18 protein-coding genes are annotated in these 21,724 nt (G+C 69.7%); 3 read left to right on the top strand and 15 right to left on the bottom strand.

What is annotated here, in order from left to right:
• Positions 1–42: 42 nt before the first annotated feature.
• Genes CFB41_RS35410 through CFB41_RS35375 form a run of 8 tightly spaced genes read right to left on the bottom strand, consistent with a single transcriptional unit; the run spans position 43 to position 9,295 of the window.
• Positions 43–1,566 carry a UxaA family hydrolase gene (locus CFB41_RS35410; protein ID WP_089459894.1) on the bottom strand — a complete coding sequence of 508 codons (1,524 nt, stop codon included), beginning with the start codon at positions 1,564–1,566 and terminating at the stop codon, positions 43–45.
• A complete protein-coding gene (locus CFB41_RS35405) occupies positions 1,563–2,744 on the bottom strand; it encodes a D-mannonate oxidoreductase (RefSeq protein WP_089460129.1) in 1,182 nt (393 codons plus the stop codon). The genes CFB41_RS35410 and CFB41_RS35405 overlap by 4 nt, the downstream gene beginning before the upstream one ends.
• 34 nt (positions 2,745–2,778) lie before the next feature.
• The gene (locus tag CFB41_RS35400) at positions 2,779–3,789 is read right to left on the bottom strand and encodes a zinc-binding alcohol dehydrogenase family protein (protein WP_089459893.1); all 1,011 of its coding nucleotides are present in this window, start codon (positions 3,787–3,789) and stop codon (positions 2,779–2,781) included.
• 22 nt (positions 3,790–3,811) lie between these two features.
• Entirely contained in the window at positions 3,812–4,687 is an 876-nt protein-coding gene (locus tag CFB41_RS35395) for an amidohydrolase (protein WP_089459892.1), read from the bottom strand.
• On the bottom strand, positions 4,684–5,700 hold the full coding sequence (locus tag CFB41_RS35390) for an aldo/keto reductase (protein ID WP_089459891.1): 1,017 nt from the start codon (positions 5,698–5,700) through the stop codon (positions 4,684–4,686). Before CFB41_RS35390 ends, CFB41_RS35395 begins: the two co-directional genes overlap by 4 nt.
• Before the next feature lie 36 nt (positions 5,701–5,736).
• Entirely contained in the window at positions 5,737–6,684 is a 948-nt protein-coding gene (locus tag CFB41_RS35385) for an ABC transporter substrate-binding protein (protein WP_089459890.1), read from the bottom strand.
• A gap of 42 nt (positions 6,685–6,726) precedes the next feature.
• Positions 6,727–7,758 (bottom strand): ABC transporter permease, encoded by a 1,032-nt coding sequence (locus CFB41_RS35380; protein ID WP_011549867.1) that lies wholly within the window; start codon positions 7,756–7,758, stop codon positions 6,727–6,729.
• Positions 7,751–9,295: a sugar ABC transporter ATP-binding protein gene (locus CFB41_RS35375; protein ID WP_089459889.1), complete on the bottom strand. Its 1,545-nt coding sequence runs from the start codon at positions 9,293–9,295 to the stop codon at positions 7,751–7,753. The genes CFB41_RS35380 and CFB41_RS35375 overlap by 8 nt, the downstream gene beginning before the upstream one ends.
• 233 nt (positions 9,296–9,528) lie before the next feature.
• Here CFB41_RS35375 and CFB41_RS35370 point away from each other — a divergent pair, with 233 nt between their 5' ends.
• Both CFB41_RS35370 and CFB41_RS35365 read left to right on the top strand, forming a co-directional pair.
• The gene (locus CFB41_RS35370) at positions 9,529–10,230 is read left to right on the top strand and encodes a FadR/GntR family transcriptional regulator (protein ID WP_089443879.1); all 702 of its coding nucleotides are present in this window, start codon (positions 9,529–9,531) and stop codon (positions 10,228–10,230) included.
• A gap of 436 nt (positions 10,231–10,666) precedes the next feature.
• The gene (locus CFB41_RS35365) at positions 10,667–12,772 is read left to right on the top strand and encodes a TonB-dependent siderophore receptor (RefSeq protein WP_089459888.1); all 2,106 of its coding nucleotides are present in this window, start codon (positions 10,667–10,669) and stop codon (positions 12,770–12,772) included.
• A gap of 36 nt (positions 12,773–12,808) precedes the next feature.
• On the opposite strand, the gene CFB41_RS35360 is transcribed toward CFB41_RS35365, so the two are convergent.
• The 6 genes from CFB41_RS35360 to CFB41_RS35335 form a co-directional block, all read right to left on the bottom strand.
• Entirely contained in the window at positions 12,809–14,062 is a 1,254-nt protein-coding gene (locus CFB41_RS35360) for an arsenic transporter (RefSeq protein ID WP_089459887.1), read from the bottom strand.
• Between the two features lie 37 nt (positions 14,063–14,099).
• Entirely contained in the window at positions 14,100–15,377 is a 1,278-nt protein-coding gene (locus CFB41_RS35355; RefSeq protein WP_089459886.1) for an MFS transporter, read from the bottom strand.
• A 21-nt stretch (positions 15,378–15,398) separates the two neighbouring features.
• Positions 15,399–15,947 (bottom strand): hypothetical protein, encoded by a 549-nt coding sequence (locus CFB41_RS35350; RefSeq protein WP_089459885.1) that lies wholly within the window; start codon positions 15,945–15,947, stop codon positions 15,399–15,401.
• Positions 15,948–15,987: 40 nt separating this feature from the next.
• On the bottom strand, positions 15,988–16,560 hold the full coding sequence (locus tag CFB41_RS35345; protein WP_256941381.1) for a hypothetical protein: 573 nt from the start codon (positions 16,558–16,560) through the stop codon (positions 15,988–15,990).
• 665 nt (positions 16,561–17,225) lie between these two features.
• A complete protein-coding gene (locus tag CFB41_RS35340; protein WP_089459884.1) occupies positions 17,226–18,602 on the bottom strand; it encodes a sigma-54 dependent transcriptional regulator in 1,377 nt (458 codons plus the stop codon).
• Positions 18,584–20,074 carry a PAS domain-containing sensor histidine kinase gene (locus CFB41_RS35335; protein WP_089459883.1) on the bottom strand — a complete coding sequence of 497 codons (1,491 nt, stop codon included), beginning with the start codon at positions 20,072–20,074 and terminating at the stop codon, positions 18,584–18,586. Before CFB41_RS35335 ends, CFB41_RS35340 begins: the two co-directional genes overlap by 19 nt.
• 191 nt (positions 20,075–20,265) lie before the next feature.
• Between CFB41_RS35335 and CFB41_RS38855 the strand changes: the two genes are divergently transcribed.
• Entirely contained in the window at positions 20,266–20,574 is a 309-nt protein-coding gene (locus CFB41_RS38855; RefSeq protein ID WP_256941380.1) for an alginate lyase family protein, read from the top strand.
• Here CFB41_RS38855 and CFB41_RS35325 read toward each other — a convergent pair.
• Complete coding sequence (locus CFB41_RS35325; protein ID WP_089459882.1) at positions 20,562–21,683, bottom strand: porin; 1,122 nt, start codon at positions 21,681–21,683, stop codon at positions 20,562–20,564. The two genes, CFB41_RS38855 and CFB41_RS35325, sit on opposite strands and share 13 nt — an antisense overlap.
• Positions 21,684–21,724: the final 41 nt, after the last annotated feature.

Raw genomic sequence — 21,724 nt, 5'->3', positions numbered from 1 at the left:
TCCCAGTCCGATTGCGCGGGCGGCCGTACACCGCGTCGCGCGTCACATGACCGCGCCGCGCAGCCAGGGCACGAATTCGCGGTCGCCGATACCGTTCTCCTCGCTGCGCGACAGCCGCCCGGATGCGACGTCGAGCATCAGCCGGAACAGCCGCTCGCCCGCTTCGCCGACCGAGAGCGCGCCGGCGACGATCCCGCCGCTGTCGAAATCCATATCCGATTGCATTCGCTCGAACAGGCCGGTCGTCGTCGCGATCTTGATCGTCGGCACCGGCTTCGAGCCGAACACCGAACCGCGGCCCGTCGTGAAGCACACGAGATTCGCGCCGCCGGCGATCTGCCCGGTGGCCGACACCGGGTCGTAACCGGGCGTATCCATGAACACGAGCCCGGCTTGCCGTACCGGCTCCGCATAGTCGTAGACTGCGCGCAGCGGCGAGCGGCCGCCCTTCGACACCGCGCCGAGCGACTTCTCGAGAATCGTCGTGATGCCGCCGGCGAGGTTGCCGGGCGACGGGTTGTTGTTCATTTCGCCGCCGTTGTCGGCGACGTAGCGCGCCCACCACTGCAACCGGCCGAGCAGACGCTCGGCCACGTCGCGCGACGCCGCCCGCGCAATCAGCAGATGCTCGGCACCGTAGATCTCGGGGGTCTCGGAAAGAATCGCGGTGCCCCCGTTGCGGACCAGCAGATCGACGGCCGCGCCGAGCGCCGGGTTCGCGGTGATGCCCGAGTAGCCGTCGGACCCGCCGCATTGCAGGCCGACCGTCAGCCGCGAGGCCGGCACGGCGCTGCGACGCGCGCCGTCGGCCGCCTCCACCAGTTCGCGCACGATCGACACGCCTTTGGCCACGGTGTCGCGCACGCCGCCTTCGTCCTGGATCACCAGCGTGCGCACGGTGCCGGGCGCCGCCGCGTCGAGCCGTTGCGCGAGCGCGCCGACCTGGTTGACCTCGCAGCCGAGGCCGACGAGCAGCACGCCGGCGAAATTCGGGTTGCGCGCATAGCCGACGAGCGTGCGCCGCAGCAGCTCGATGCCGTCCCCGGTCGCCGACATGCCGCAGCCGCTCTGATGGGTGATCGCGACGACACCGTCGACGTGGCCGAACGCATCGAGCGCGCCGTGCCGGTACGCATCGGCGATCGCATGACACACGCTCGCCGAACAGTTGACGCTGGCGATCACGCCGACGTAGTTGCGGGTCCCCACGCTGCCGTCGGGCCGCACGAAGCCGTCGAAGGTATCGCGGCGATCCGTCTCGACCTCATGCGCGTCGTCGGCAGGGCCGCCGTCGTGCGTATGCTCCTCCGGCATCCCGACGTTGTGCACGTGCACGTGCTCGCCCGCGGCGATGGCGCGCAGCGCGACGCCGATCGGCTGCCCGCATTTGACGATCGCGCCGCCGCGCGCGATCGGCGCGGTGGCGACCTTGTGGCCGGCCGGTATCGCGTCCGCCGGTTGCAGCGGTGCGCCGCGCACGTCGATCGGCACGTCGGGCGCCAGCGCATCGAGCGCGACGGCGACGTTGTCGTTGCCGTGAAGGATCACGATTGCCGGTTGCTTCACGATGCCTCTCTCCCTGTCATTGCGATGCCGGCCGCCGGAGCGCCGGCCGCCGGTTCATGGCGGGCGACGAGTTGCCGCAACCGCGGTTGTTCGGCCGGCAACGCGAGCGAATCCGCGAGCGCGAGCAGCGGCGCGATCCGCCGCGCGACTTTCTCGCGATGGTTGACCGCGATATCGGCGATGCGATGCGCGAGAAACGGATTGAGCAAGCGCTCGCGCACGCTGTCGACGTAGCGTTCGGCCGTTTCGCGCAAACCGAGCGCCACGAATACCGGCGCGACTTCATCGCGCCACACGGCCTCGAGCCCGTCGCGCAGCCGCGCATCGTTCATCGCGTCCAGCACCGTTTGCGCTGCATCGCGCCCGGCCGCGAGCCACTGCTCCGCGAGCCAGCTGTGCCCGAGATTGAGGAAGAACAGCTTCAGGCGCTCGTGGCTGCGCAAATCGTCGGTGACGACGATCTGCGCGTGCCGGCACGGCAGCGCCATGCCCGCACGCCGTTCGATCGCCCAAAGCGCGTAGGGCTCCGCGATCGCGCCGACCGGATGCAGCGGCTCGGACACGATGCGGTCGACGAGCGAGTTGACCCATGTGCAACGGTTGCCCAGATAGTCGGCGAACGCGTCGGGCAGCCGCCACTGGCGCGCGAGGCCCAGCACGATGTCGCGCAGCGTGTCGCCGTTGTTCGTCACCAGTTCGCACGGCAGGATCGACACGCCGTCATCGGGCCGCACCTGCCAGCGCGCATGCAGCAGCGCGAGCAGCTTCGCCGGAAAGCCGTGCGGTGCGTGTTCCGGGTGATCCAGCAGGTCCGCGGCGTCGCGTGGGTCAGCGCGATAGCCTGCGTCGCCGGTGTTCGACACGATGACGCGCACCGTGTCGATCGCGGCGCCGCGTATGTCCGCCCAGTCGCGCTCGGCGGCCCACGCGCGCTGCACGGCGCGGCATTCGACGACTTCGTCCACCACGCCGCCGCGCTCGCGCCCGCGAATCCGCACCGGATAGCGGCCGGTGGCGCGCAACGCGTCGATGCGGGCGCGGCTCGCCGGATTGCCGGTCGTCTGCACGATGCCGATGCCGCCGATCGCCTCCTCCGCGTCCAGCGCCTGGGAGACGAACAGGTCGACGTGCGCAAGCAGGAAGCGGCTCGTGCCGAACTGCAGGATCGGCGGCGTCACCATGTCGTGCGCTCCGCGTGCCGGATTCGACGGATCAGCATTCGACGAGCGCCTTCACGACGGTCTGCCCGGCATCCAGCAGACGCGGCAACGCGTCCGGCACCTCGTCGAGCCGCATCCGGTGCGTGTTCAGCGCGCGGTCGGGGATGCGCCCCGCGCGCATCGCGTCGAGCACCGTCGCGAAATCCTCGGCCGTTGCATTGCGGCTCGCGAGCAGCGTGGTTTCCCGCTTGTGGAATTCGGGATCCGAAAACGCGACGTGTCCGCGCACGATCGAGATCAACGTGTATTTGCCGCCGTGCGCGACGAATTCGAACCCGCGATTCATCGCATCGAGGTTGCCCGTCGCATCGAACACCGCATCGAAATACTCGCCGTTCGTCAACGACGCGAGACGCTCTGCGTCCCCTTCCCCCACCTCCACCGCCGCATCGACCGCCAGATGCTGGCGGCAAAACGCCAGCCGGTCGGCCCGCGTGTCGAGGCACGTGACGTCGGCGCCGCGCAGCTTCGCGAAGATCATCGCGGCCATGCCGATCGGCCCGGCGCCGACGACCAGCGCGCGCTGCCCGGCACGGATGTCCGCGCGGCGCACCGCATGCGCGCCGATCGCGAGAAATTCCAGCATCGCCGCCTGGTCGAGCGAAATGCCGTCGGCCTTGTGCACGAACCGCGCGGGCACGCTCAGGTATTCGGCGAGCGCGCCGTCGCGATGCACGCCGAGCACCTTGATGTTCACGCAGCAGTTCGTGTTGCCGTGCCGGCAGGCGACGCAGTGTCCGCACGACAGATACGGCATCACGTACACCGCGTCGCCGGCGCCGAGCCCCGACTCCGGTTCCGCCTCGACGACGACCGCCGACAGCTCGTGGCCCATCACGCGCGGATAGTCGAGGTACGGCTGGTTGCCGGTGTAGATGTGCAGGTCGGTGCCGCAGATGCCGACCCGTTGCACGCGCAACAGCACTTCGCCGCTGCCGCGCACGGGCAGCTCGCGCTGCTGCACGCGCAGCACGCCGGGGGATTCGCAAATCACGCTGAGCATGTCGGTTTCCTTTCGTTCGGGTTCATTCGTCGTGGCGTGCGGTGTCGATCCGGTAGAAGCGGCGCGCGTTGCCGCCGAACAGGCCGTCGAGCGCCGCGGCGCCGAGCGACTGCGCGACATCGTCCTCGCATGCGGCCAGCCATTCGTCGTAGCCGCCACACGCCGACGCCAGCCGCAGCACCGGCCAGTCGCTGCCCCACATCAAGCGCGTCGGCCCGAACAGGTCGGCCAGCGCCTGGACATACGGCCGCGTGCGCGCGCGCACCGCATCCGGGCCGGCCGACGGCCCGGCCTCCGTCCAGAGGCCGGACAGCTTGCAATGCAGGTTCGGCAGGTGCGCGAGTCGACGCATCGACGTGAGCCACGGCTGCATCTCGCCGCGCTCGATGAACGGCTTCGCGCCGTGATCGATCACGATCGGCAAATCCGGGTGGCGTCGCGCGAACGCATGCAGCGCATCGAGATGGCGCGGCATCACCAGCGCATCGAACCGCAGCCCGTGCTCGAGCATCGCGGCGACCGCGCGATCCAGCCGCGGATCGTCGATCCACGCGTCGTCGGGCAGATCCTGCAGCATCGGTCGCAAGCCGCGCGCCTTCGGCGCGGACGCAAACGCCGCGATCCGCGCGGGTGCGTCGTCGGCCTTCAGGTCGACCCAGCCGACCACCGCGCCGACGCTCGGCGTTTCGGCCGCGAGATCGAGCAGAAAGCGCGTGTCGGCTTCGCTCGGCAGCGACTGCACGAGGACGGTGGTATCGATGCGCGCGGCGTCGAGCAGCGGCGCCAGATCGGCGGGGCCGAAATCCAGGTGGATCGCAGCGAGTTCGGCCGGCGGCCAGCAACCGGCCCGCGCGCCGATGCGCCAGTAATGCTGATGGGCGTCGATCCGTGCGGTCATGCGCGTGCTCCCGGCACCGGCGCATGCGCGTCGATCAGCCCTTCGTCGCGCAGCGCCTCCCACAGCTCGGCGGGCGCGGGGCGCTCGAACCAGGCGATGTTCTGCGCCAGCTGAGCCACGCTGCGCGCGCCGACCACGCACGACACGACGGCCGGATGGCCGAACGGAAACTGCAACGCCGCGGCGGGAAGCGGCACGTCGAAGCGGTTGCACAGCGCGCCGAGCCGCGTCGCCTTGTCGATCACGGCGGCGCTCGCGTCCGCATAGTTGAACTTGCCGTTGCCGGCGAGCAGGCCGGAATTGAACACGCCGCCGATCACGATCGCCGTCCCGTCACGGGCGCACGCGTCGAGCAGCGGCTCGAGCGCCGTCTGTTCGAGCAGCGTATAGCGGCCGGCCAGCAGCACCGCATCGAGCGCCGCTTCGTTCAGCGCGTCGGCCGCGACTTCCCATTCGTTCACGCCGAGACCGAACGCGCCGATCTCGCCGCCCGAGCGCAGCGCATCCAGCGCGCGAAACCCGCCGCCGCGCGTCAACTGGTCCCAGTAGTGCGCGTGACGCTCGCCGTGCGTCATCGCACCGATGTCGTGCACGTACAGCATGTCGATCCGCGCGAGCCCGAGCCGTTGCCGGCTGTCGTCGTGCGAGCGCATGATCCCGTCGTAGCTGTAGTCGTAGACGGGCCGGAACGGCAGCGGCTCGGCCCAGCCGTCGTCGCCCGGCCGCACGCTCGCGTCGGCCCGCATCAGCCGCCCGACCTTCGTGCTGAGCGTGAAGGCGCGGCGCTCGCGCGGGGCGAGGCCCGCCCCCACGCGCCGCTCGGACAGCGTGTAGCCGTAATACGGCGCGGTGTCGAAATAGCGCAGGCCGGCGGCCCACGCGGCGTCGACGAGCGCAGCGGCATCGGCGGCCGACATCGGCCGATAAAGGCCGCCGAGCTGCGAGCAGCCGAGGCCGAGTGCGGACACCGTCAGCCCGCTGCGCGGCAAGGTGCGCGTATCGTGTGCGTTCATGAGTGGTGACTCGATGCGTGAGAGCGGCACGGGCGATCAGTACAGGACGTTCTTCGCCGCCTGCGAATCGAGGTTCTGCTTGTCGACCATCACGACGCCGGTGTCGATCAGCTTCGGCGCGGGCTTGCGCTCGATCACGTCGAGCGCCGTGCGCACGCCCTGGTTCCCCATCTGCCACGAGCCCTGCACGGCGATCGCCTGCACGGTGCCGTCGCGCACGAAGCCCTGCAGGTCCTCGTTGCCGTCGAACCCGATCGCCACCACCTTGCCCGCCTTGCCCGACTGCTTCAGCGCACGGCCCATCCCGACCGCGGTCGGCTCGTTCGCGCCGAAGATGCCCTTCAGGTCCGGGTTCGCCGACAGCACGTCGGTCGTCTGGTTCAGCGCGGTCGCCATTTGCGACTGCGAGTAGTACGGGCCGACGACCTGCAGCTTCGAATGGCTCTCGATGTACTTGCGGAACCCGCCGACGCGGCTGACCTCGGACCCCGCGCCCGGCACGTACGACATGATCGCGATCTTGCCGGACTGCCCGACGCGGTCGATCAGCGCCTTCGCGCACAGCGCGCCCGCCTTCTCGTTGTCGGTCGACAGGAACGCCTGGTAGTACGGCTTGCCGGCATCCGCGATCGCCGAATCGATCAGCACGACCGGAATGTGCGCTTCCCACGCCTTCTTGATCGCGGGCACCAGCGCATCGGGATCGGACGGCGCGAGCACGATGCCCGCCACGTGACGCGTGACCGCGTTGTCGACCATGTTGACCTGCCCGCTGATGTCGGACTCGGCCGCCGGGCCCTGGAACGTCATCGTGTAGCCCTTGGCGCCGTCGAGCGCCGCCTTCGCGCCTTTCTGCACGTTCTGCCAGTAGTTCGAGTTGACCGTCTTGACGATCACCGCGATCTCGCCGCCCGCCGCAACCGCGCCGCCGCTGCATACCGCGAACACGCACGCCGATGCCGCCAGCAGGATGGATTTGTTCATGTCTCGCTCCGCTTCTCGTTGGTTGGGACTGCTTGCTGCCGGTCAGGGCCGGCGATTGCGCAACTGGTCGATCCACACCGTGCCGAGGATCACGACGCCGATGATGATCTGCTGGATGAAGCTCGATACGCCGTTCATGTTCAGGCCGTTGCGCAGCACGCCGATCACGAACGCGCCGATCGCCGTGCCCGAGATCGTGCCGACGCCGCCCATCAGCGACGTGCCGCCGATCACCGAGCTGGCGATCGCGTCGAGTTCGTACATCACGCCTTCGTTCGGCTGCCCGGTGACGAGCCGCGACATCAGCACGCAGCCGGTCACGCCGGCGAGCGCGCCCGAGAGCACGTAGGTGAACAGCTTCACGCCCTGCACGTTCACGCCCGACAGCCGGGCCGCTTCCGCGTTCGACCCGACCGCGTAGATGTGGCGGCCCAGTGACGTTCTCGACAGCAGCACGGACACCACGACGAACAGCACGACCATGATCACGACCGGATACGGAATGCCGGGAAAGGTCGTGTCGGGAAAGCCGTCCGCGCCGATGCGCGAGATCCGCAGCAGCGCGCCGTTGCCGAGCGCGCCGAACGCATCGCCGAGATCCGATACCGGCCGCGCGCCGGTGATCTGCAGCGCGATGCCGCGCGCGACGAGCATCATGCCGAGCGTCGCGATGAACGGCGGCAGGCCCATCTGCGTCACGCAGATGCCGTTGACGAGCCCGCACAGCGCGCCGACCAGGATGCCGGCCGCCATCGCGGCGGGCACCGGCACGCCGGCCTTGACCAGCAGCGCCGCGCAGACGCCGGCCAGCGCGAGCACCGAGCCGACCGACAGGTCGATGCCGCCCGTGATGATCACGCAGGTGGCGGCGACGCCCAGGTAGGCGATCGACGTGACCTGCAGGCCGACCGTCATCAGGTTGTCGACCGAGAAGAACGCGGCGCTCGATATCGAGAACGCGAACACGAGCACGACGAGGCTGCCCAGCGCCGCGAACTTCTGGATCAGGTCGCGCCGCCGCTGTCGCGCCGCCCGTTCGTCGGCCTGGCTTCGATCGGATGTCATTTCAAGCATGGGAACGCCCCGACGCAAAGTGCATGATCTCCTCCTGACTGGTGTGCTTCGTGTCGAGCAATGCGGTCATTCGACCTTCGTGAAAAACGGCGATCCGGTCGGTCATGCCGAGCAGCTCCGGCAATTCCGAACTGATCAGCACCACGCCGACGCCGTCGGCGGCGAGCCGGTCCATCAGCCCGTAGATCGCGAATTTCGCGCCGACGTCGATGCCGCGCGTCGGCTCGTCGAAGAACAGGATTTTCGAGCCGCGATACAGCCACTTGCCGATGACGACCTTCTGCTGGTTGCCGCCGGACAGGTTGCGCACGCGCTGGTGCACGGACGGCGTGCGAATCGCGAGGTCCTGCACGTAGCGGCGCGCGACGGCGAGTTCGTCGTCGAAGCGCAGGAATCCGAAGCGTGACGCGATGCCGCGCACGTTCGCGAGCGTGAGGTTCGCCGCGACGGGCATCGGCAGCGCGAGCCCCTCCTTCTTGCGGTCCTCCGACATATACGCGATGCCGTGCCGGATCGCCTCGCGCGGCGAGCGGATCGTCACGGGCCGCCCGTGCAGCGCGATCGTGCCGCCGTCGACGCGATCGGCGCCGAAGATCGCGCGGGCGATCTCGGTGCGCCCGGCGCCCATCAAGCCCGCGAAACCGAGGATCTCGCCGCGCCGCAGCGCGAACGACACCGGCCCGAACACGCCGTCGCGGCGCAGCTCGCGCACGTCGAGCAGCACCTCGTCGGTCGGCACCGATTGCCGTGACGGATAGGCGTCGTCGAGCGTGCGGCCGACCATGCGCGCGACGATGTCGTCGAGGCTCACGTCGGCGAACGCGTCCGTCGAGATGTGGCGCCCGTCGCGCAGCACCGTCACGCGATCGACGATCTGCGCCATTTCGTCGAGCCGGTGCGAGATATACAGAATCGCCACGCCGTCGGCGCGCAGCTCCTCGATGAGGCGAAAGAGCTGCACCGTTTCCGCTTCCGTCAGCGACGACGTGGGCTCGTCCATGATCAGCACGCGCGCGTCGTGCGACAGCGCCTTCGCGATCTCGACCATCTGCTGCTGCGCGATCGACAGCACGCCGACCTTCGTCGTCGGGGCCACGTTCAGCCCGATGCGGGCGATGCAGCGCGCCGCATCCGCGTTCATGCGTTTCGTATCGACGAACGGGCCGCGCCGCGGCTCGCGCGCGAGGAACAGGTTCTCCGCCACGCTCAGGTGCGGGACGAGATTGAGTTCCTGGTGAATGATCGAGATGCCCGCCGCCTGCGCTTCGGAAGCCGAACGAAATTGCACCGGCGCGCCGCGATAGTGAACGACGCCGTCGTCGGGCAGGTACTGGCCGCTGATGATCTTCATCAGCGTCGATTTGCCCGCGCCGTTTTCGCCGCACACCGCGTGCACCTCGCCGCGGCGCAGGTCGAGGCGAATCCCGTCGAGCGCGAGGACGCCCGGAAAGCGCTTGCGAATCCCGTCCAGGCGCAGGATCTCCCGGTCCGCTGCGTCGTGCGCGGCCTGACCGGGCAGATTGCGAGGCATTGCCATTGCGTCTCCTTGGGGTGGATCGACCTCGGCACTCGCTGGTCAGTCCAATTCGGATGAATTACAGCAACCAAACCTGTTTTGGTCAAGCCAATTTAACTATTCCAATCTGATCTTACCAACCGTGAAAACCCGGACATCGGGATGAACCCGCCGCCACACGGGGCGATGCGGCAGGCGTGATAGACTCCGCGACACGCGCTTGCGCCCCAAGCGCATTGATCCCACTCCATCGGATGAAATCGACAGAACCCAAGCGGCTTTACCAATCCGTCGCGGCCCAGATCGTCGCGTTGATTCGCCAGGGCGAATTCGCGATCGGCGAGCGGCTGCCGCCGGAGCGCGAGCTGGCGCTGACGCTCGGCGTCTCGCGCCCGTCGCTTCGCGAGGCGCTGATCGCGCTGGAAATCGGCGGCCAGATCGAGATCCGGATGGGCTCCGGCGTGTACGTGCGCGACACGGCGGCCGACGCGGTCGGCCCGATCGCCACGCTCGGCGACAGTCCGTCGGAATTGATGCAGGCGCGCGCGGCCGTCGAAGGCAGCGTCGCCGCGCTGGCCGCGGCCCGAATGACGGCCGCGATGCTCGAGCGGCTGCGCCGCACGGTGCAGCGCATGAAGCGGCTGGCGGAGGCCGGCAAATCCCCCGTCGAAGCCGACCGGCAATTCCACATGCTGATCGCGGAAGCGGCCGGCAACTCGGTGCTCACCCGCTTCGTCGGCGAGCTGTTCGACAGCCGCCACGACCCGATCGCCACCGCGATGCGCGGCCACGCGGAAAATCCGCAGACCTGGACCGCCGCGGTGCGCGAGCACGAGGACGTGCTGCTCGCGTTGCAGGCCGGCGACCCGATCGCGGCCCAGACGGCGATCCGCGCGCACCTTCGCGCGTCCGAAGCGCGGTGGATCGAGGGTGGGCTGAAAGCCGATCCGGATTGACCCACGTACGGGCACCGGCACGCTCGTCGTCGCACCACGACGCACGGCGCCACGGAATGAACGGTGCCGATCTCCATGAAATCCGCTGATGCGTGATCCGAGCCCGCGCGGCAACCCGCGCGGGCGTGACGTCGCTCGACGTCGGCCTGCCTGATCGAACCACGCACGACGCGACGACCCGGACAGTGCCGGTCGCCGCTTTCCGCTGGACGAAGAACCGCCGCGCCCTGGCGTCGCGAAAAACGCGATTCCACGCGTTCCGCGACCGCCGCCGCACCGCCCGTCGTCATGTACCCGCCCATCTCAAAATTACGATTGCAAATGCCTCTCATTTGCATTAAATTGCCGCGCAAATGTACTGTTTGGAACACAGATGCCGGCGCAATGCCGCCCGCCGTGCCCGAACGCGAACGACACAACAAGGAAAAGGACGGGTATGAGCAGGAGGAACTGGGCGGCCGCACCGCTGGCCATCGTCGTCGGCACGGCCGGCATGGGCGCCGCCGACGCGCAGGAGACGGCGCTGCCGACCATCGAGGTGTCCGCGCAACGCGCGACGGCGCCGTTCCGCACGCGCGAATCGACGAGCGCGACGCGCAGCGAGGCGGACGTGATGGAGATTCCGTTCGCGGTCAGCAGCGTCGATACGAAGCTGATCCAGACGGTGGCCGCCACGCGCGGCGACGATCTGTACGACTGGGTCGCGGGCGTGTCGCGCCAGAACAACTTCGGCGGCCTGTGGGACAACTACGCGGTGCGCGGCTTCGCCGGCGACGGCGGCACGTCCGGCACCGACTACCTGGTCAACGGCTTTTCGTGGAATCGCGGGATGAGCGTGCCGCGCGACACCGTCAGCCTCGAGCGCATGGAAGTGCTCAAGGGGCCGGCGTCCGCGCTGTATGGCCGCGGCGACCCGGGCGGGATCATCAGCTATACGACGAAGCAGCCGCAATTCGCCCGCGCGAACACCATCGGCGTATCGGCCGGCAGCTACGGCGCGTTGCGTCAAACGCTCGATTCGACCGGCCCCGTCACGAAAACGCTCGCGTACCGCTTCGTCGCGATGAACGAGAACAACGGCAGCTTTCGCGACACGGTGTCGAGCAAGCGCTACCTGTTCTCGCCGTCGTTCACGTGGGACATCGGCGCGGACACGACGCTCCACTACGAATTCGAGAGCGCGCGCCAGCGTGCGCCGCTCGATCGCGGCGTGCTGGCGGTCAACGGCCAACTGGGCGTGATTCCCGCGTCGCGCTTTCTCGGCGAGCCGCGCGACGGCGACTACGACGTGCGCAACACGGGCCATCAGTTCACGCTCGAGCATCGCATCGATTCCAGTTGGTCGATCAATGCCGGCGTCGCGCAACGCAACACCGACCTGTCGGGGCGCTCGTCCGAGGCATTCTCGTTGCAGCCGGACGGCCGCACGCTGTGGCGCCGCTACCGGCAGGTCGCGTTTCACTCGAGCGACCTGCAAGGCCGGCTCGAAACCACCGGCGCGTTCCGCACCGGCGGCATCGGCCACACGCTCGTGATGGGCGTCGACGCATATCGCTTCAACTACGACCAGTTCGTCGCGCGCTCGACGCCGAGCGCCACCGCGCCGTATGCGATCGACATCTTCGATCCGGTCTACGGCCAGCCCGCGCCCGCGCTGCGTACCGCGACCAACCTGCTCGAACGCGATGACGGCCAGGGCGTCTACGCGCAGGACACGCTCGCGTTCGGGCCGCACTGGAAGATCCTGGCCGGGTTGCGCTGGGATCGCTTCCACCAGTCGATCGACAACCGCCTGAACGGCGTGACGACGAGCCAGTTGCAGACCGCGGTGAGCCCGCGTCTCGGCGTCGTGTATGAAATGAGCCCCGCGTGGTCGTTCTATGCGAACACCGCGTATTCGTTCCGGCCGAACAACGGCGCGGACGTCGGCGGCAACGCGTTCGATCCCGAGAAAGGCCACGGCTACGAAGCCGGCGCGAAATGGGCGGGCGCGCGCTCGCTCACGACCGTCTCGGCGTTCTACGTGACCAAGCGCAACGTGCTCACCGCCGATCCGGCGAATGCCGGCTTCTCGCGCGCGGCAGGCGAAGTACGCAGCCGCGGCGTCGAATTCGAATGGAGCGGCGACCTGGGCCACGGCTTGCGCGGCCTCGTCAACCTCGCGTACGTCGATGCCGAAGTCACGCGCGATACGGTGCTGACGCCCGGCGCGCGGCTCGTCGACATACCGCGGCTGAGCGGCAGCGCGCTGCTGATGTACGAGACGACCCTGCCGTTCGCGGACAAGGCCGGCGCCGGCGCCGGCGTGATCTATGTCGGCCGCCGCGCCGGCAACACGGCCAACACGCAGGACGGCTTCGAGCTGCCGGCCTACGCGACCGTCCAGCTCAACGGCTACGTGCAGGTCAACAAGCACCTGCGCGCGTCGGTCGTGCTGAACAACCTGTTCAACCGCACCACCTACGTCAGCTCGTACAACAGCCTGTGGGTCACGCCGGGCGCGCCGCGCAGCCTGTTCGCGTCGCTCGCGTACTCGTTCTAGCGCGGCCGGGGCGGCTGACGCGACGCGCATCGCGCGTCAGCCGCCGACCACGAACCGCGCGCCCAGCGCGAGCAGCAACGCAGGCGGCATCACGCACGCGCCGACCGCGAGGAATGCGCGGAAACCGACCTGCAGCCCTTCGCGCCGGATCGCCGCCAGCCACAGAATCGTCGCGAGCGAACCGGTGATCGACAGGTTCGGGCCAAGATCCACGCCGATCAGAATCGCATCGACCACCGTCTGCGGGCTGTGCGCCGCGTGGATCGTCGAACTCGCGATCAGCCCGGCGGGCAGGTTGTTGACCGCGTTCGACACCAGCGCGATCGCGACGCCGGCCACGGCCGCCGCGACGTGCTCGCCGCTTTGCATCAGCAGGTGCAGCAGGCCCGCCAGCGCGCGCACCGCGCCGGTCCGGTCGAGCGTCTCGACGACGACGAACAGCCCCGCGACGAGCGGCAACACGCTCCATGAAACCGCGCGCACGATCGGCACGCACGCCGCGCGATCCCGCATCGCCACGCACGCGACCGTGACGACGCCCGCCAGCGCGGTCGGCAACCCGAGCGGGCGATCGGCGACCGACACCGCCATCAGCGCGACGGCCGTTGCGGCGATGCCCGCCAGCGCGATGCGGCCGCCGCCGGTCAGCGGCTGCACCGGCAGCCCGGACTCGCAACGGCCGGACAGCGCACGCCGCTGCACGATCCGCAGCATCACGAACGTGCAGACGATCGACGCGACGGACGGCGCCGCGAAATGCGCGAGCCAGACGCCGAGCGCCGGCATGTGTGCACCGTACAGCACCAGGTTCGCCGGATTCGAAATCGGCAGCACGAAACTCGCGGCATTGGCGACGAGCGCGCAGCTGTACAGCAGCGGCATCGGATCGGCCTTCGCGCGGCGCGCGGCGGCAAGCACCGCGGGCGTCAGCACGACGGCGGTCGCATCGTTCGACAGGAACACCGTGGTGACGACGCCGACCCCGTAGATCAACGCGAACAACCGCCGCGGCGAGCCCTGCGCGAGATTGACGACGTGCGTCGCGACCCAGTCGAACAGCCCCTCGCGACGGGCCGCCTCGGACAGCAGCATCATGCCCGTCAGGAACAGGTACACGTCGCCGCCTTTCGCGACGGCGTCAAGCGCCTGGGCAGCCGGCAACAGGTTCAACACGACCAGCAGCAGCGCGCCGCTCACGGCCCAGATGGCCTCGGGCCAGCCGAACGGACGCGTGATCACGCCCGCGGTGGCGAGCGCGGAAATCAGCCAGGCAAGCGAAACAGGATTCATGGGCAAGTGGATCGAGGCATGGAAATCGACATCGCCTTCACGACGATGTCGCCGATAGATCGGCGGGCTTGCCGCACACGCGGCCCAGCGCGCGCGCATGACCGAGCCACAGCGCGAGCGAGCCCGTCGACACGGCGCCCAGCACGACGAACGCGGCCGGATAGCCGAAGTGCTGCGCGAGCACGCCGCCCAGCACGGGACTGAGCGCCGCGCCGATGCCCTGCGCGGTCGCGACGGCGCCCTGCCCGGCATTCACGCGGCCGGAGCCATGCAGCAGGTGAACGACGAGCGCGGGCACGACCACGCTTTGCAGGCCGGCGCCGATGCCGTCGAGCACCTGCACCGGCCACACGCCCGCTTCGCTCAGCCACGCCGCGGCGACCAGCCCGCGCACCGGCAGCACGAGGTACGAGAACAGCAGCACCCGCCAGTAACCGTGCGCGCGAATCAGCCGGGGCGCGAGCCACGCCGCCGCGATCATCACGCACTGCGCGATGACGATCGTCTGGGCGGTGAACGCGCTCGCGTTGCTGCGATGCGTGACGACGACGCCCATCCCGTAGAGCGGCAGCATCGCCGCGTTGCCGAGATGAAACAGCGCGAGCGACGCGCCGAGCAGCACCAGCGGCCGGTTGTCGGCGAGCGTGCGCAGGCCGCCGACGCGCGACGGCGGTGCCGGTGCCGACGCCGCATCCGACGCATGCGGATGCGCAGCATCCGTTCCCGGTGCGGCACCGGCGGGATCGAGACCCCGTGCGGACGCATGATCGATCGCGTGCCCGGGAATCGCCAGCGCGCTCACGATGGCGAGGAGCGTGAACACGCCGACCAGCGCGAACACCGCGTCGAATCCGACATGCCAGCCGAGCCACCCGGCGAGCGCCGCACCGGCGACGTTGCCGGCGTGGTTCGCCATCTGGTTGCGCCCGAACTGCCGGTCGAAACCCTGCCGGCGCACGATGCCGAGCGTCACGCCCGCGGCGGCCGGCGCCAGCACCGCGCCGCTGACCGCCGCCACGACCTGCGACGCCGCCACCGCCGGATAGCCGTGGACGAACCTCATCGCCAGCGACGCCAGCGCCGTCACCGCAGTCGCCACGACGATCAGCGCCCGCTTCGCGCGCACCGTATCGACGAGCGCGCCGGCCAACGGCGTCGCGGCCATCGCGGCGAGCCCGGCCAGCGTCATGACCGAGCCGATCGCATCGGCGCCCCAGCCGCGCGACAGCAGGATGACGCCGATGAACGGGCCGATGCCGGCCTGCACGTCGGCGAGGAAGAAGTTGAGCGCTTCGAGCGCGCGCGCCGCTCTCATGGCCGTCTCAGCGTCGCACGATCATTCGGCATCCGCATCGACGAGCTCGGCGATCTCGCTCACGTCGAGCGTCGTGCCGTGCGGCGTGACGACGCCGTGCCCCCACGCCTGCACATGGACACCGGGACGCAGATACTCGTGCAGCGCTTCAGCCGCATGCGGCGGCACCCGCAACGCGACGCCGCTCGTCAGCAACGCGCCGTTCACCTCGCCTTTCGGGCCGTGCAGCGCAAACGCGACTTCGCCGCTCGATTCCAGCGGTTGTCGAGCGGGGTGCGTCGGCTTCGCCGGCGCAGCATGCGCGGGCCCGTCGTCGACGATGTCGACGCCGTCGCGGCCGGTCAGTTGCACGGCCGCGATCATCTCGGCGCGACGCGGCTTGACGCCCCGCACGCGGATGCGGTCGCCGACCGCGACACGGCGAACCAGTTCGCGGCCCAGATGCGGCGGCACGTGAACCTGCAGGTCGCCGTTCAGGATCAGGCCGTCGATGTCTCCGTGCGGATTGAGCAGGAACTGCGTGACGCGGCCGCGCGTTTCGGGCAGGCAGGCGGGATCGATCCAATGCATGGCAGGACTCCTTTCGATGGGTTTCGGAATGGCGTCGCGCTCAGCGCGCGACATCGTCATAGAGATTCACGACATGGCCCGGCGCGCCGAACGCCGTCGCCTGCAGCGCTTCGCCGTACGCGTTGCGCGTGCCGTAGCCGACCGCGGCCACACGCTCGCCGGGGACGAGCAGCGCGCCGAATTGCTGCGCGGCCGGAACGGTCAGCTTGACGATCGCCCCGCTGTCGAGCATCACGCCGTCCGGCTCGCCGCGCGGCGCGCGCGTCACGCGGCGCACGACGCCGGACACGCTCAGGCGGGCGAGGTTGACGCCGCGCAGCATGGGCGGCACCGGCGCGACGGGCGCGGGCGGCTGATCCGACAGCGACGCGCCGGTGCCGTCGTTGCGGACGACGCGGGCACGGATTTCATCGTCGACGCGTCGTTCGCCGGCGACCGTCACGCGGTCGCCCGTCTTCACGAGCGCCGTCAGCTGCGAACCGAGATGCGGCGGCAGGCGGACGAGCGTGCCGTCGGTCAGCACGAAGCCGTCGACGGCGCCTTCCGGATTGATCGTCAGGCGCGACAGCGTGCCGGACACCAGCGCATGCCGTGCGGTGTCGTTTCCGGGCACGGCAGGCACCGGCGCGCGAGGCCGAGGAGGAGCAGGCGGCGGCATGGCGCCGGCCGGATCTTCCGCGCGCGGTGCGGGCGGCACTTGCGCCACGCTGACCGTTGCGACGGCAACGAGCGCGGCCGCGCAGAGCATGCGAGACGAGCGGCGCACGGCGGCACGGCGCCGCGGCCGCGATCGAACGACAGGCAGGTACGACTTCATGACGGGCTCCGGCGACGGGTTGCGATGCATCGATATCCGCAATACCCGTGCCAACCCGCGACGCCCCGCGTGGCCGTGCGCCGAACGACGACGCGCGCGAAACCTGTCGGATTTCCCGACACGTCGCGTCGCCGGATGTCGGCATTCCCGACAGTCGAAACGGCGAGACTAGCCTAGGGCGTGTTCACGCTAATAACGGGCTTGCGAACGCGCCTTTCCGCCCGCAGTGCAAGGAGTAAGGAGCGCCGTTTGGCCGTGCCAAACAAGCGACGCACGACGCCGCAATGTGGGCGGAAAGGCACGTTCCCCTGTTTGAAAAATACATGCGTGGGGCTGGCCCCCAGAAGGGCCGATCGCCGCGTCATGCTCCTCGCGAATACGTCGAGTATTCGCTTCGTCGCAATCCTCGCGCTCAGCCCTTCTGGGGGCCAGCGCAAGCCCGTTATTAGCGTGAACACGCCCTAGTCGCCGCGCTCGATCCCGAGATTCGCCATGCGCGCATAGAGCGACTGGCGGCCGATGCCGAGCTGCCTCGCGGCTTCCGCGCGGTTGCCGTTCGCGCGCTCGAGCGCGCGCAGGATCGCCGCGCGCTCGACCGTCGCCAGCGCATCGGGCAGCGGCATGTCGAGCAGGTGCGCCGGCACCGCATCGGCGTGCGGCTCGCGCGCCGGCCCGGCGGCCAGGCCGAGATCGGCCGCGCCAATGGCCGGCCCGGGCGCGAGCGCGGCCGCCCGCTCCATCACGTTGCGCAGTTCCCGCACATTGCCCGGCCAGCGGTGATCGAGCAGCGCGCGCTGCGCGTCGTTCGTCAGATGCAGCGCGCGCGTGCCCGCCGCGCTGCCGAGGAAATGCGCGGCGAGCGGAAGGATGTCGGCCACACGCTCCGCGAGCGGCGGCAGGTGCAAAGGAATGACGTTCAGCCGATAGAAGAGGTCTTCGCGGAACGTGCCGTCCGCGACGGCCGCGGCGAGGTCGCGGTGCGTCGCGGCCACGACGCGAATGTCGATCGCCGTGGCGCGATCCGCGCCGAGCGGCATCACCTGGCGCTCCTGCAGCGCGCGCAGCAGCTTCGCCTGCATCGCGGCGGGCATGTCGCCGATCTCGTCGAGAAAGAGCGTGCCGCCGTCGGCCTCCACGAGCCGCCCCGCGCGATCGGCATGCGCGCCCGTGAACGCACCGCGACGATGCCCGAACAACTCGCTTTCGAGCAGGTCGGCCGGAATGGCCGCGCAGTTCACGGCGACGAACGGCCCCGCATGCCGGGCCGACGCCGCATGCAGCACGCGGGCGGCCACCTCCTTGCCCGTGCCCGTCTCGCCGGTCAGGAGCACGGTCGCGTCGCTCATCGCGGCGCGGCCGATCTGCTTCTGCACGTCGCGCATCGCGGCGCTCACGCCCAGCAGTCGCGGTCGGTCCGCCGACGGTTCGCCCGCGAAATCGCTGTCGCCCGGCGCGCGCGCGGGCGGCTGATTCGCCGACACGATGCGTTCGAGCAGTTGCGCGATGTCGCGACGCCCGATCGGCTTCGTCAGGTGATCGAACGCGCCGAGCCGCATCGCTTCGATCGTGTTGTCGCTGGTCGCATGGGCCGTCAGCATGACGACCGGAATCGCGGCCAGCGCGGAATCGTCGCGCAGTTGCGCGAGCACGGCCAATCCGTCCAGATCCGGCAGGCGGAAATCCAGAAAGATGCATTCGACGCCATCGCCGTCGCGCAGCGCGCTGAGCGCGGCGCGGCCGGAGGCGGCCTCGACGGCCCGATGACCGAGATCGGCGAGCGTTTCGGCGAGGCTGTCGCGAAAGGCCGCGTCGTCGTCGACTATGAGGATGTTTGCCATGGAATTTCAATCACGAATGCGGCGCCCCCGTCGAGGCGCGCGTGCCCGCCGTGCGCCGCCGCCACTTCGCGCACGACGGCCAGACCAAGGCCCGTGCCCTCCGCGCGGCCCGTCACGAACGGCTCGAAAATCCGCTCGCGCTGCGCGGCCGGCACGCCGGGGCCGCTGTCCGACACGGTGAGGCACAGCCAGTCGCGCCCGGCGAAGGTGCGCCGCTCGGCGGCGAGCGTGACCGCGCCGCCGTCGCCCGCGTGGTGCAGCGCGTTGAGCAGCAGGTTGTCGAGCGCCCGCCGCATCTGGTCGGGGTCGAAAGCAGGACGATCCGACGGCCATGCCAGCCGTTCGCCCTGCCCCGCGAGCGACAGCGTCAGGTCGATCGCTTGCCGCTGCGCCAGCTCGCGGTGCGCGTCGACGACCTGCGCGAGCCACGCGTCGACGTCGACCCGGGTCGCTTGCGGGCGCACCGGCTGCGTCAGCGCGAGCAGGCTCGACAATTGCGCATCGATGCGCTCGATCTGCGCGAGGATCACGCGCAGCGCGTCCTGCTGCCGCCGGCCATCGCCGGCCAGCGCGTTTTCCGCCTTCAGCCGCATTGCCCCCATCGGATTGCGAATCTCGTGCGCGACCTGCGCGGCCAGCTTGCCCAGCATGCCGAAGCGTTCGGCCTGCGCGAGGCGCGTGCGCAATTCGTCGGCCTGCTGTTGCAGCCGGTCCGCGCGCCGCGCCCGCTCGTTGAACGCGTCGATGACGCGGTCGAGATCGGGCTCGCCGACGTACGGCAGATGATGCTCGCGACCGTCGGGGCCCAGCCCGCTCTCGATCCGCGCGAGATTGCGCTTCCATCGGCGCAGCGCCACGGCCAGCGCCGCCGCGATCGCCAGAATCACGGCGAGGACGGCCGCGAGGCCCGTGGCCAGCAACTCGCCGTGCCGGCCCAGCGGCGGGCGCGCACGCGTCAGCATCCACACGTACAGCCCCGATCCGCCGCGTACCGGGCAGGCCGCCGCGATCACGGCATCCTGCGCGCCTTCGACGACGTTCGCCGTCGCGGCACGCGTCGCGGCCGCGGCGCGCAGCGTGCGGAGGATCAGCGGGGTTTCCGCTTCCGGTACGTCGTGTTTGACGCCGCTGCCCTGGTAGGTGGGAAAGGAATACGCGAGAAAGCCGTTCGCCGCAGGCGCGGCGCCGGGCATCCAGAACCCGCCTTCCATGTCGGGGGCGCGGGAAAGCACGATGTCGAGGATCGCGTGCATCAGCTCCGGGGCGGGCCCGGCGCCCGGCGACGCGGAAGACGCGCTGTAACGCGACGCGACCGCTTCGCAGGCCGACGCGCCGGCGGCCTTCGCGCTGGCGACCTGCTGACTCTCGGCGGAACTCGCGGTGATCCAGACGACCGCGACCAGCGTCGCGCACAGCGCCGCGACGAGTGCCCAGAGCATGACGAGTTGGGTGGAAAACGACGGACGCTTCATCGGATCGGGCTGGCGGCTGAGGACGACAGCATAGCGTATCGCCTGTCGTGCGAAGCCGCCACGATCGCCATGCAGCGTACGGGTGTCCTGCCGGGCGGGCGGCTCCGGCTCCCCCGGAAAGCCGGGCGAAAGCCTCGGGCGCTGGACGGCCTTGGTCCAGCGTCCTGCCCGGCGCTTCCCGTCGAGCCCCCATGCGCGCCCGTTCCATTCGCACCTTGTTCGCCGTCGGTACACTCGTCGGCACCGTCACCGATAATGCAAGCCTGATCGATTCCGGCTTGCCGCGGGTGCGCGAAGGCATTCGCGACATCCGCCCGGACGGTTCGCTCGAGCGCGAGGTCAAGCGCGGCGATCGCGCACTGCATGACCACACGTTCGCGCTGCCGCCGCGCGTGTTCGCGGCCGAACTCGTTCAGCGAAGGCCGGCTCGGGGCCGACGTGACGGCGGCGTGGGGCGTGCCGCTGCCATGATGCGCGGCGCATTCGATCAGAAGCGGTGACGAATGCCGACGATCGCAAGCTCCTGGGTCGCCTTGCCGCCATCGACGTAGGCGTCCGCAATCACCGCCTGCGCGGGGCCCGCGCCGTTGCTGCCCGATGCGTGCCCGTAGCTCATCGTCGCGTAGAGATCGGTGCGCTTGCTGAGCGCGTAGTCGGCCGCGAGCGTGACCTGCTGGTAGGTGGCCGACGAATCGCCGTGCGATTTCAGGTAGTTGTACCCTGTCTCGAACAGCAGCACGGGCGAAGCCTGCCACGCGACGAACACCGAGCCGTTGTTGTAGCGCTCGGCCGTCCCGAACGTCGAATTGCCGTCGCGCAGGTATTCGGCATAACTGTAGTGGCCGCCCACCGTGAATGCGCCGAGCACGTAGCTCACGCCGGCGCGCGCGATATTCACCGCACTCGCCGTCGCGTAAGCATTGTTGACCGGCGACAGGAAGATCGTATCGGCGCTGCTTGCCCCGCGCGTCGACAGCGCCGCGTTACCGTTGTCCAGATGCGCGTAACCGGCCGCGACGGTCAATGGCCCGGCCGTGTACGACATCGCCGCGTTGTACGCCTGCCCCGAACCGACCGAGCCGGCCACGCCGCCGAACCCGTACATCGCGGCCACCTGCAGGCCGCCCCACGACGGGCTCACCCATTTGACCGCATTGCTGTTGCGGACCGAACCGTCGGCATTGTCGATGTCGCCGGGCGCCGTGAAGTACTCGAGGAAATTATTGCCCTGCACCGGCAACACCAGATCCTGCAACGTATCCTGCTGACGGCCGGCCGTCACCGTGCCGAATCCGCCCCCCAGCCCGACGAATGCCTTGCGTCCGAACAGCAGGCCGCCGCTCATCTTGCCGCTGTTCACGTTGAAGCCGTTCTGCAGGTTGAACAGCGCGCTCAGGCCGCCGCCGAGATCCTCCGTGCCTTTCAGCCCCCACTGGCTGACCGACATCTGCCCCGACTGCAGCTTGACCTGGTTGCTTGCGCCGCCGGTGTTGTGCGTGTACTGAATCGATTCGTCGATGACGCCGTAAAGCGTGACCGAGCTTTGCGCGAATGCGGTGCCGCACATGCCGGCCGCGCATGCGAGGGTGGTCGATGCGATCCATTTCATTGCCGTGCTCTCCTGTCGTTGCGTGATTGATCCATCCGATT

Origin of the sequence: Burkholderia sp. AU33803, from assembly GCF_002223095.1 — a bacterium.
GTDB lineage: Bacteria > Pseudomonadota > Gammaproteobacteria > Burkholderiales > Burkholderiaceae > Burkholderia.
The sequence above is the reverse complement of the archived record's forward strand: the minus strand, read 5'-3'. Positions and strand labels throughout refer to the sequence as shown.

What these genes read in the sequence shown, in the direction of transcription:
- CFB41_RS35340 (WP_089459884.1), bottom strand. Translation starts at nt 18,602, where the DNA reads ATGGCAAACATCCTCATAGTCGACGACGACGCGGCCTTTCGCGACAGC.
- CFB41_RS35400 (WP_089459893.1), bottom strand. Translation starts at nt 3,789, where the DNA reads ATGCTCAGCGTGATTTGCGAATCCCCCGGCGTGCTGCGCGTGCAGCAG.
- CFB41_RS35335 (WP_089459883.1), bottom strand. Translation starts at nt 20,074, where the DNA reads ATGAAGCGTCCGTCGTTTTCCACCCAACTCGTCATGCTCTGGGCACTC.
- CFB41_RS38855 (WP_256941380.1), top strand. Translation starts at nt 20,266, where the DNA reads ATGCGCGCCCGTTCCATTCGCACCTTGTTCGCCGTCGGTACACTCGTC.
- CFB41_RS35395 (WP_089459892.1), bottom strand. Translation starts at nt 4,687, where the DNA reads ATGACCGCACGGATCGACGCCCATCAGCATTACTGGCGCATCGGCGCG.
- CFB41_RS35375 (WP_089459889.1), bottom strand. Translation starts at nt 9,295, where the DNA reads ATGGCAATGCCTCGCAATCTGCCCGGTCAGGCCGCGCACGACGCAGCG.
- CFB41_RS35325 (WP_089459882.1), bottom strand. Translation starts at nt 21,683, where the DNA reads ATGAAATGGATCGCATCGACCACCCTCGCATGCGCGGCCGGCATGTGC.
- CFB41_RS35360 (WP_089459887.1), bottom strand. Translation starts at nt 14,062, where the DNA reads ATGAATCCTGTTTCGCTTGCCTGGCTGATTTCCGCGCTCGCCACCGCG.
- CFB41_RS35380 (WP_011549867.1), bottom strand. Translation starts at nt 7,758, where the DNA reads ATGCTTGAAATGACATCCGATCGAAGCCAGGCCGACGAACGGGCGGCG.
- CFB41_RS35355 (WP_089459886.1), bottom strand. Translation starts at nt 15,377, where the DNA reads ATGAGAGCGGCGCGCGCGCTCGAAGCGCTCAACTTCTTCCTCGCCGAC.
- CFB41_RS35350 (WP_089459885.1), bottom strand. Translation starts at nt 15,947, where the DNA reads ATGCATTGGATCGATCCCGCCTGCCTGCCCGAAACGCGCGGCCGCGTC.
- CFB41_RS35390 (WP_089459891.1), bottom strand. Translation starts at nt 5,700, where the DNA reads ATGAACGCACACGATACGCGCACCTTGCCGCGCAGCGGGCTGACGGTG.
- CFB41_RS35385 (WP_089459890.1), bottom strand. Translation starts at nt 6,684, where the DNA reads ATGAACAAATCCATCCTGCTGGCGGCATCGGCGTGCGTGTTCGCGGTA.
- CFB41_RS35365 (WP_089459888.1), top strand. Translation starts at nt 10,667, where the DNA reads ATGAGCAGGAGGAACTGGGCGGCCGCACCGCTGGCCATCGTCGTCGGC.
- CFB41_RS35370 (WP_089443879.1), top strand. Translation starts at nt 9,529, where the DNA reads ATGAAATCGACAGAACCCAAGCGGCTTTACCAATCCGTCGCGGCCCAG.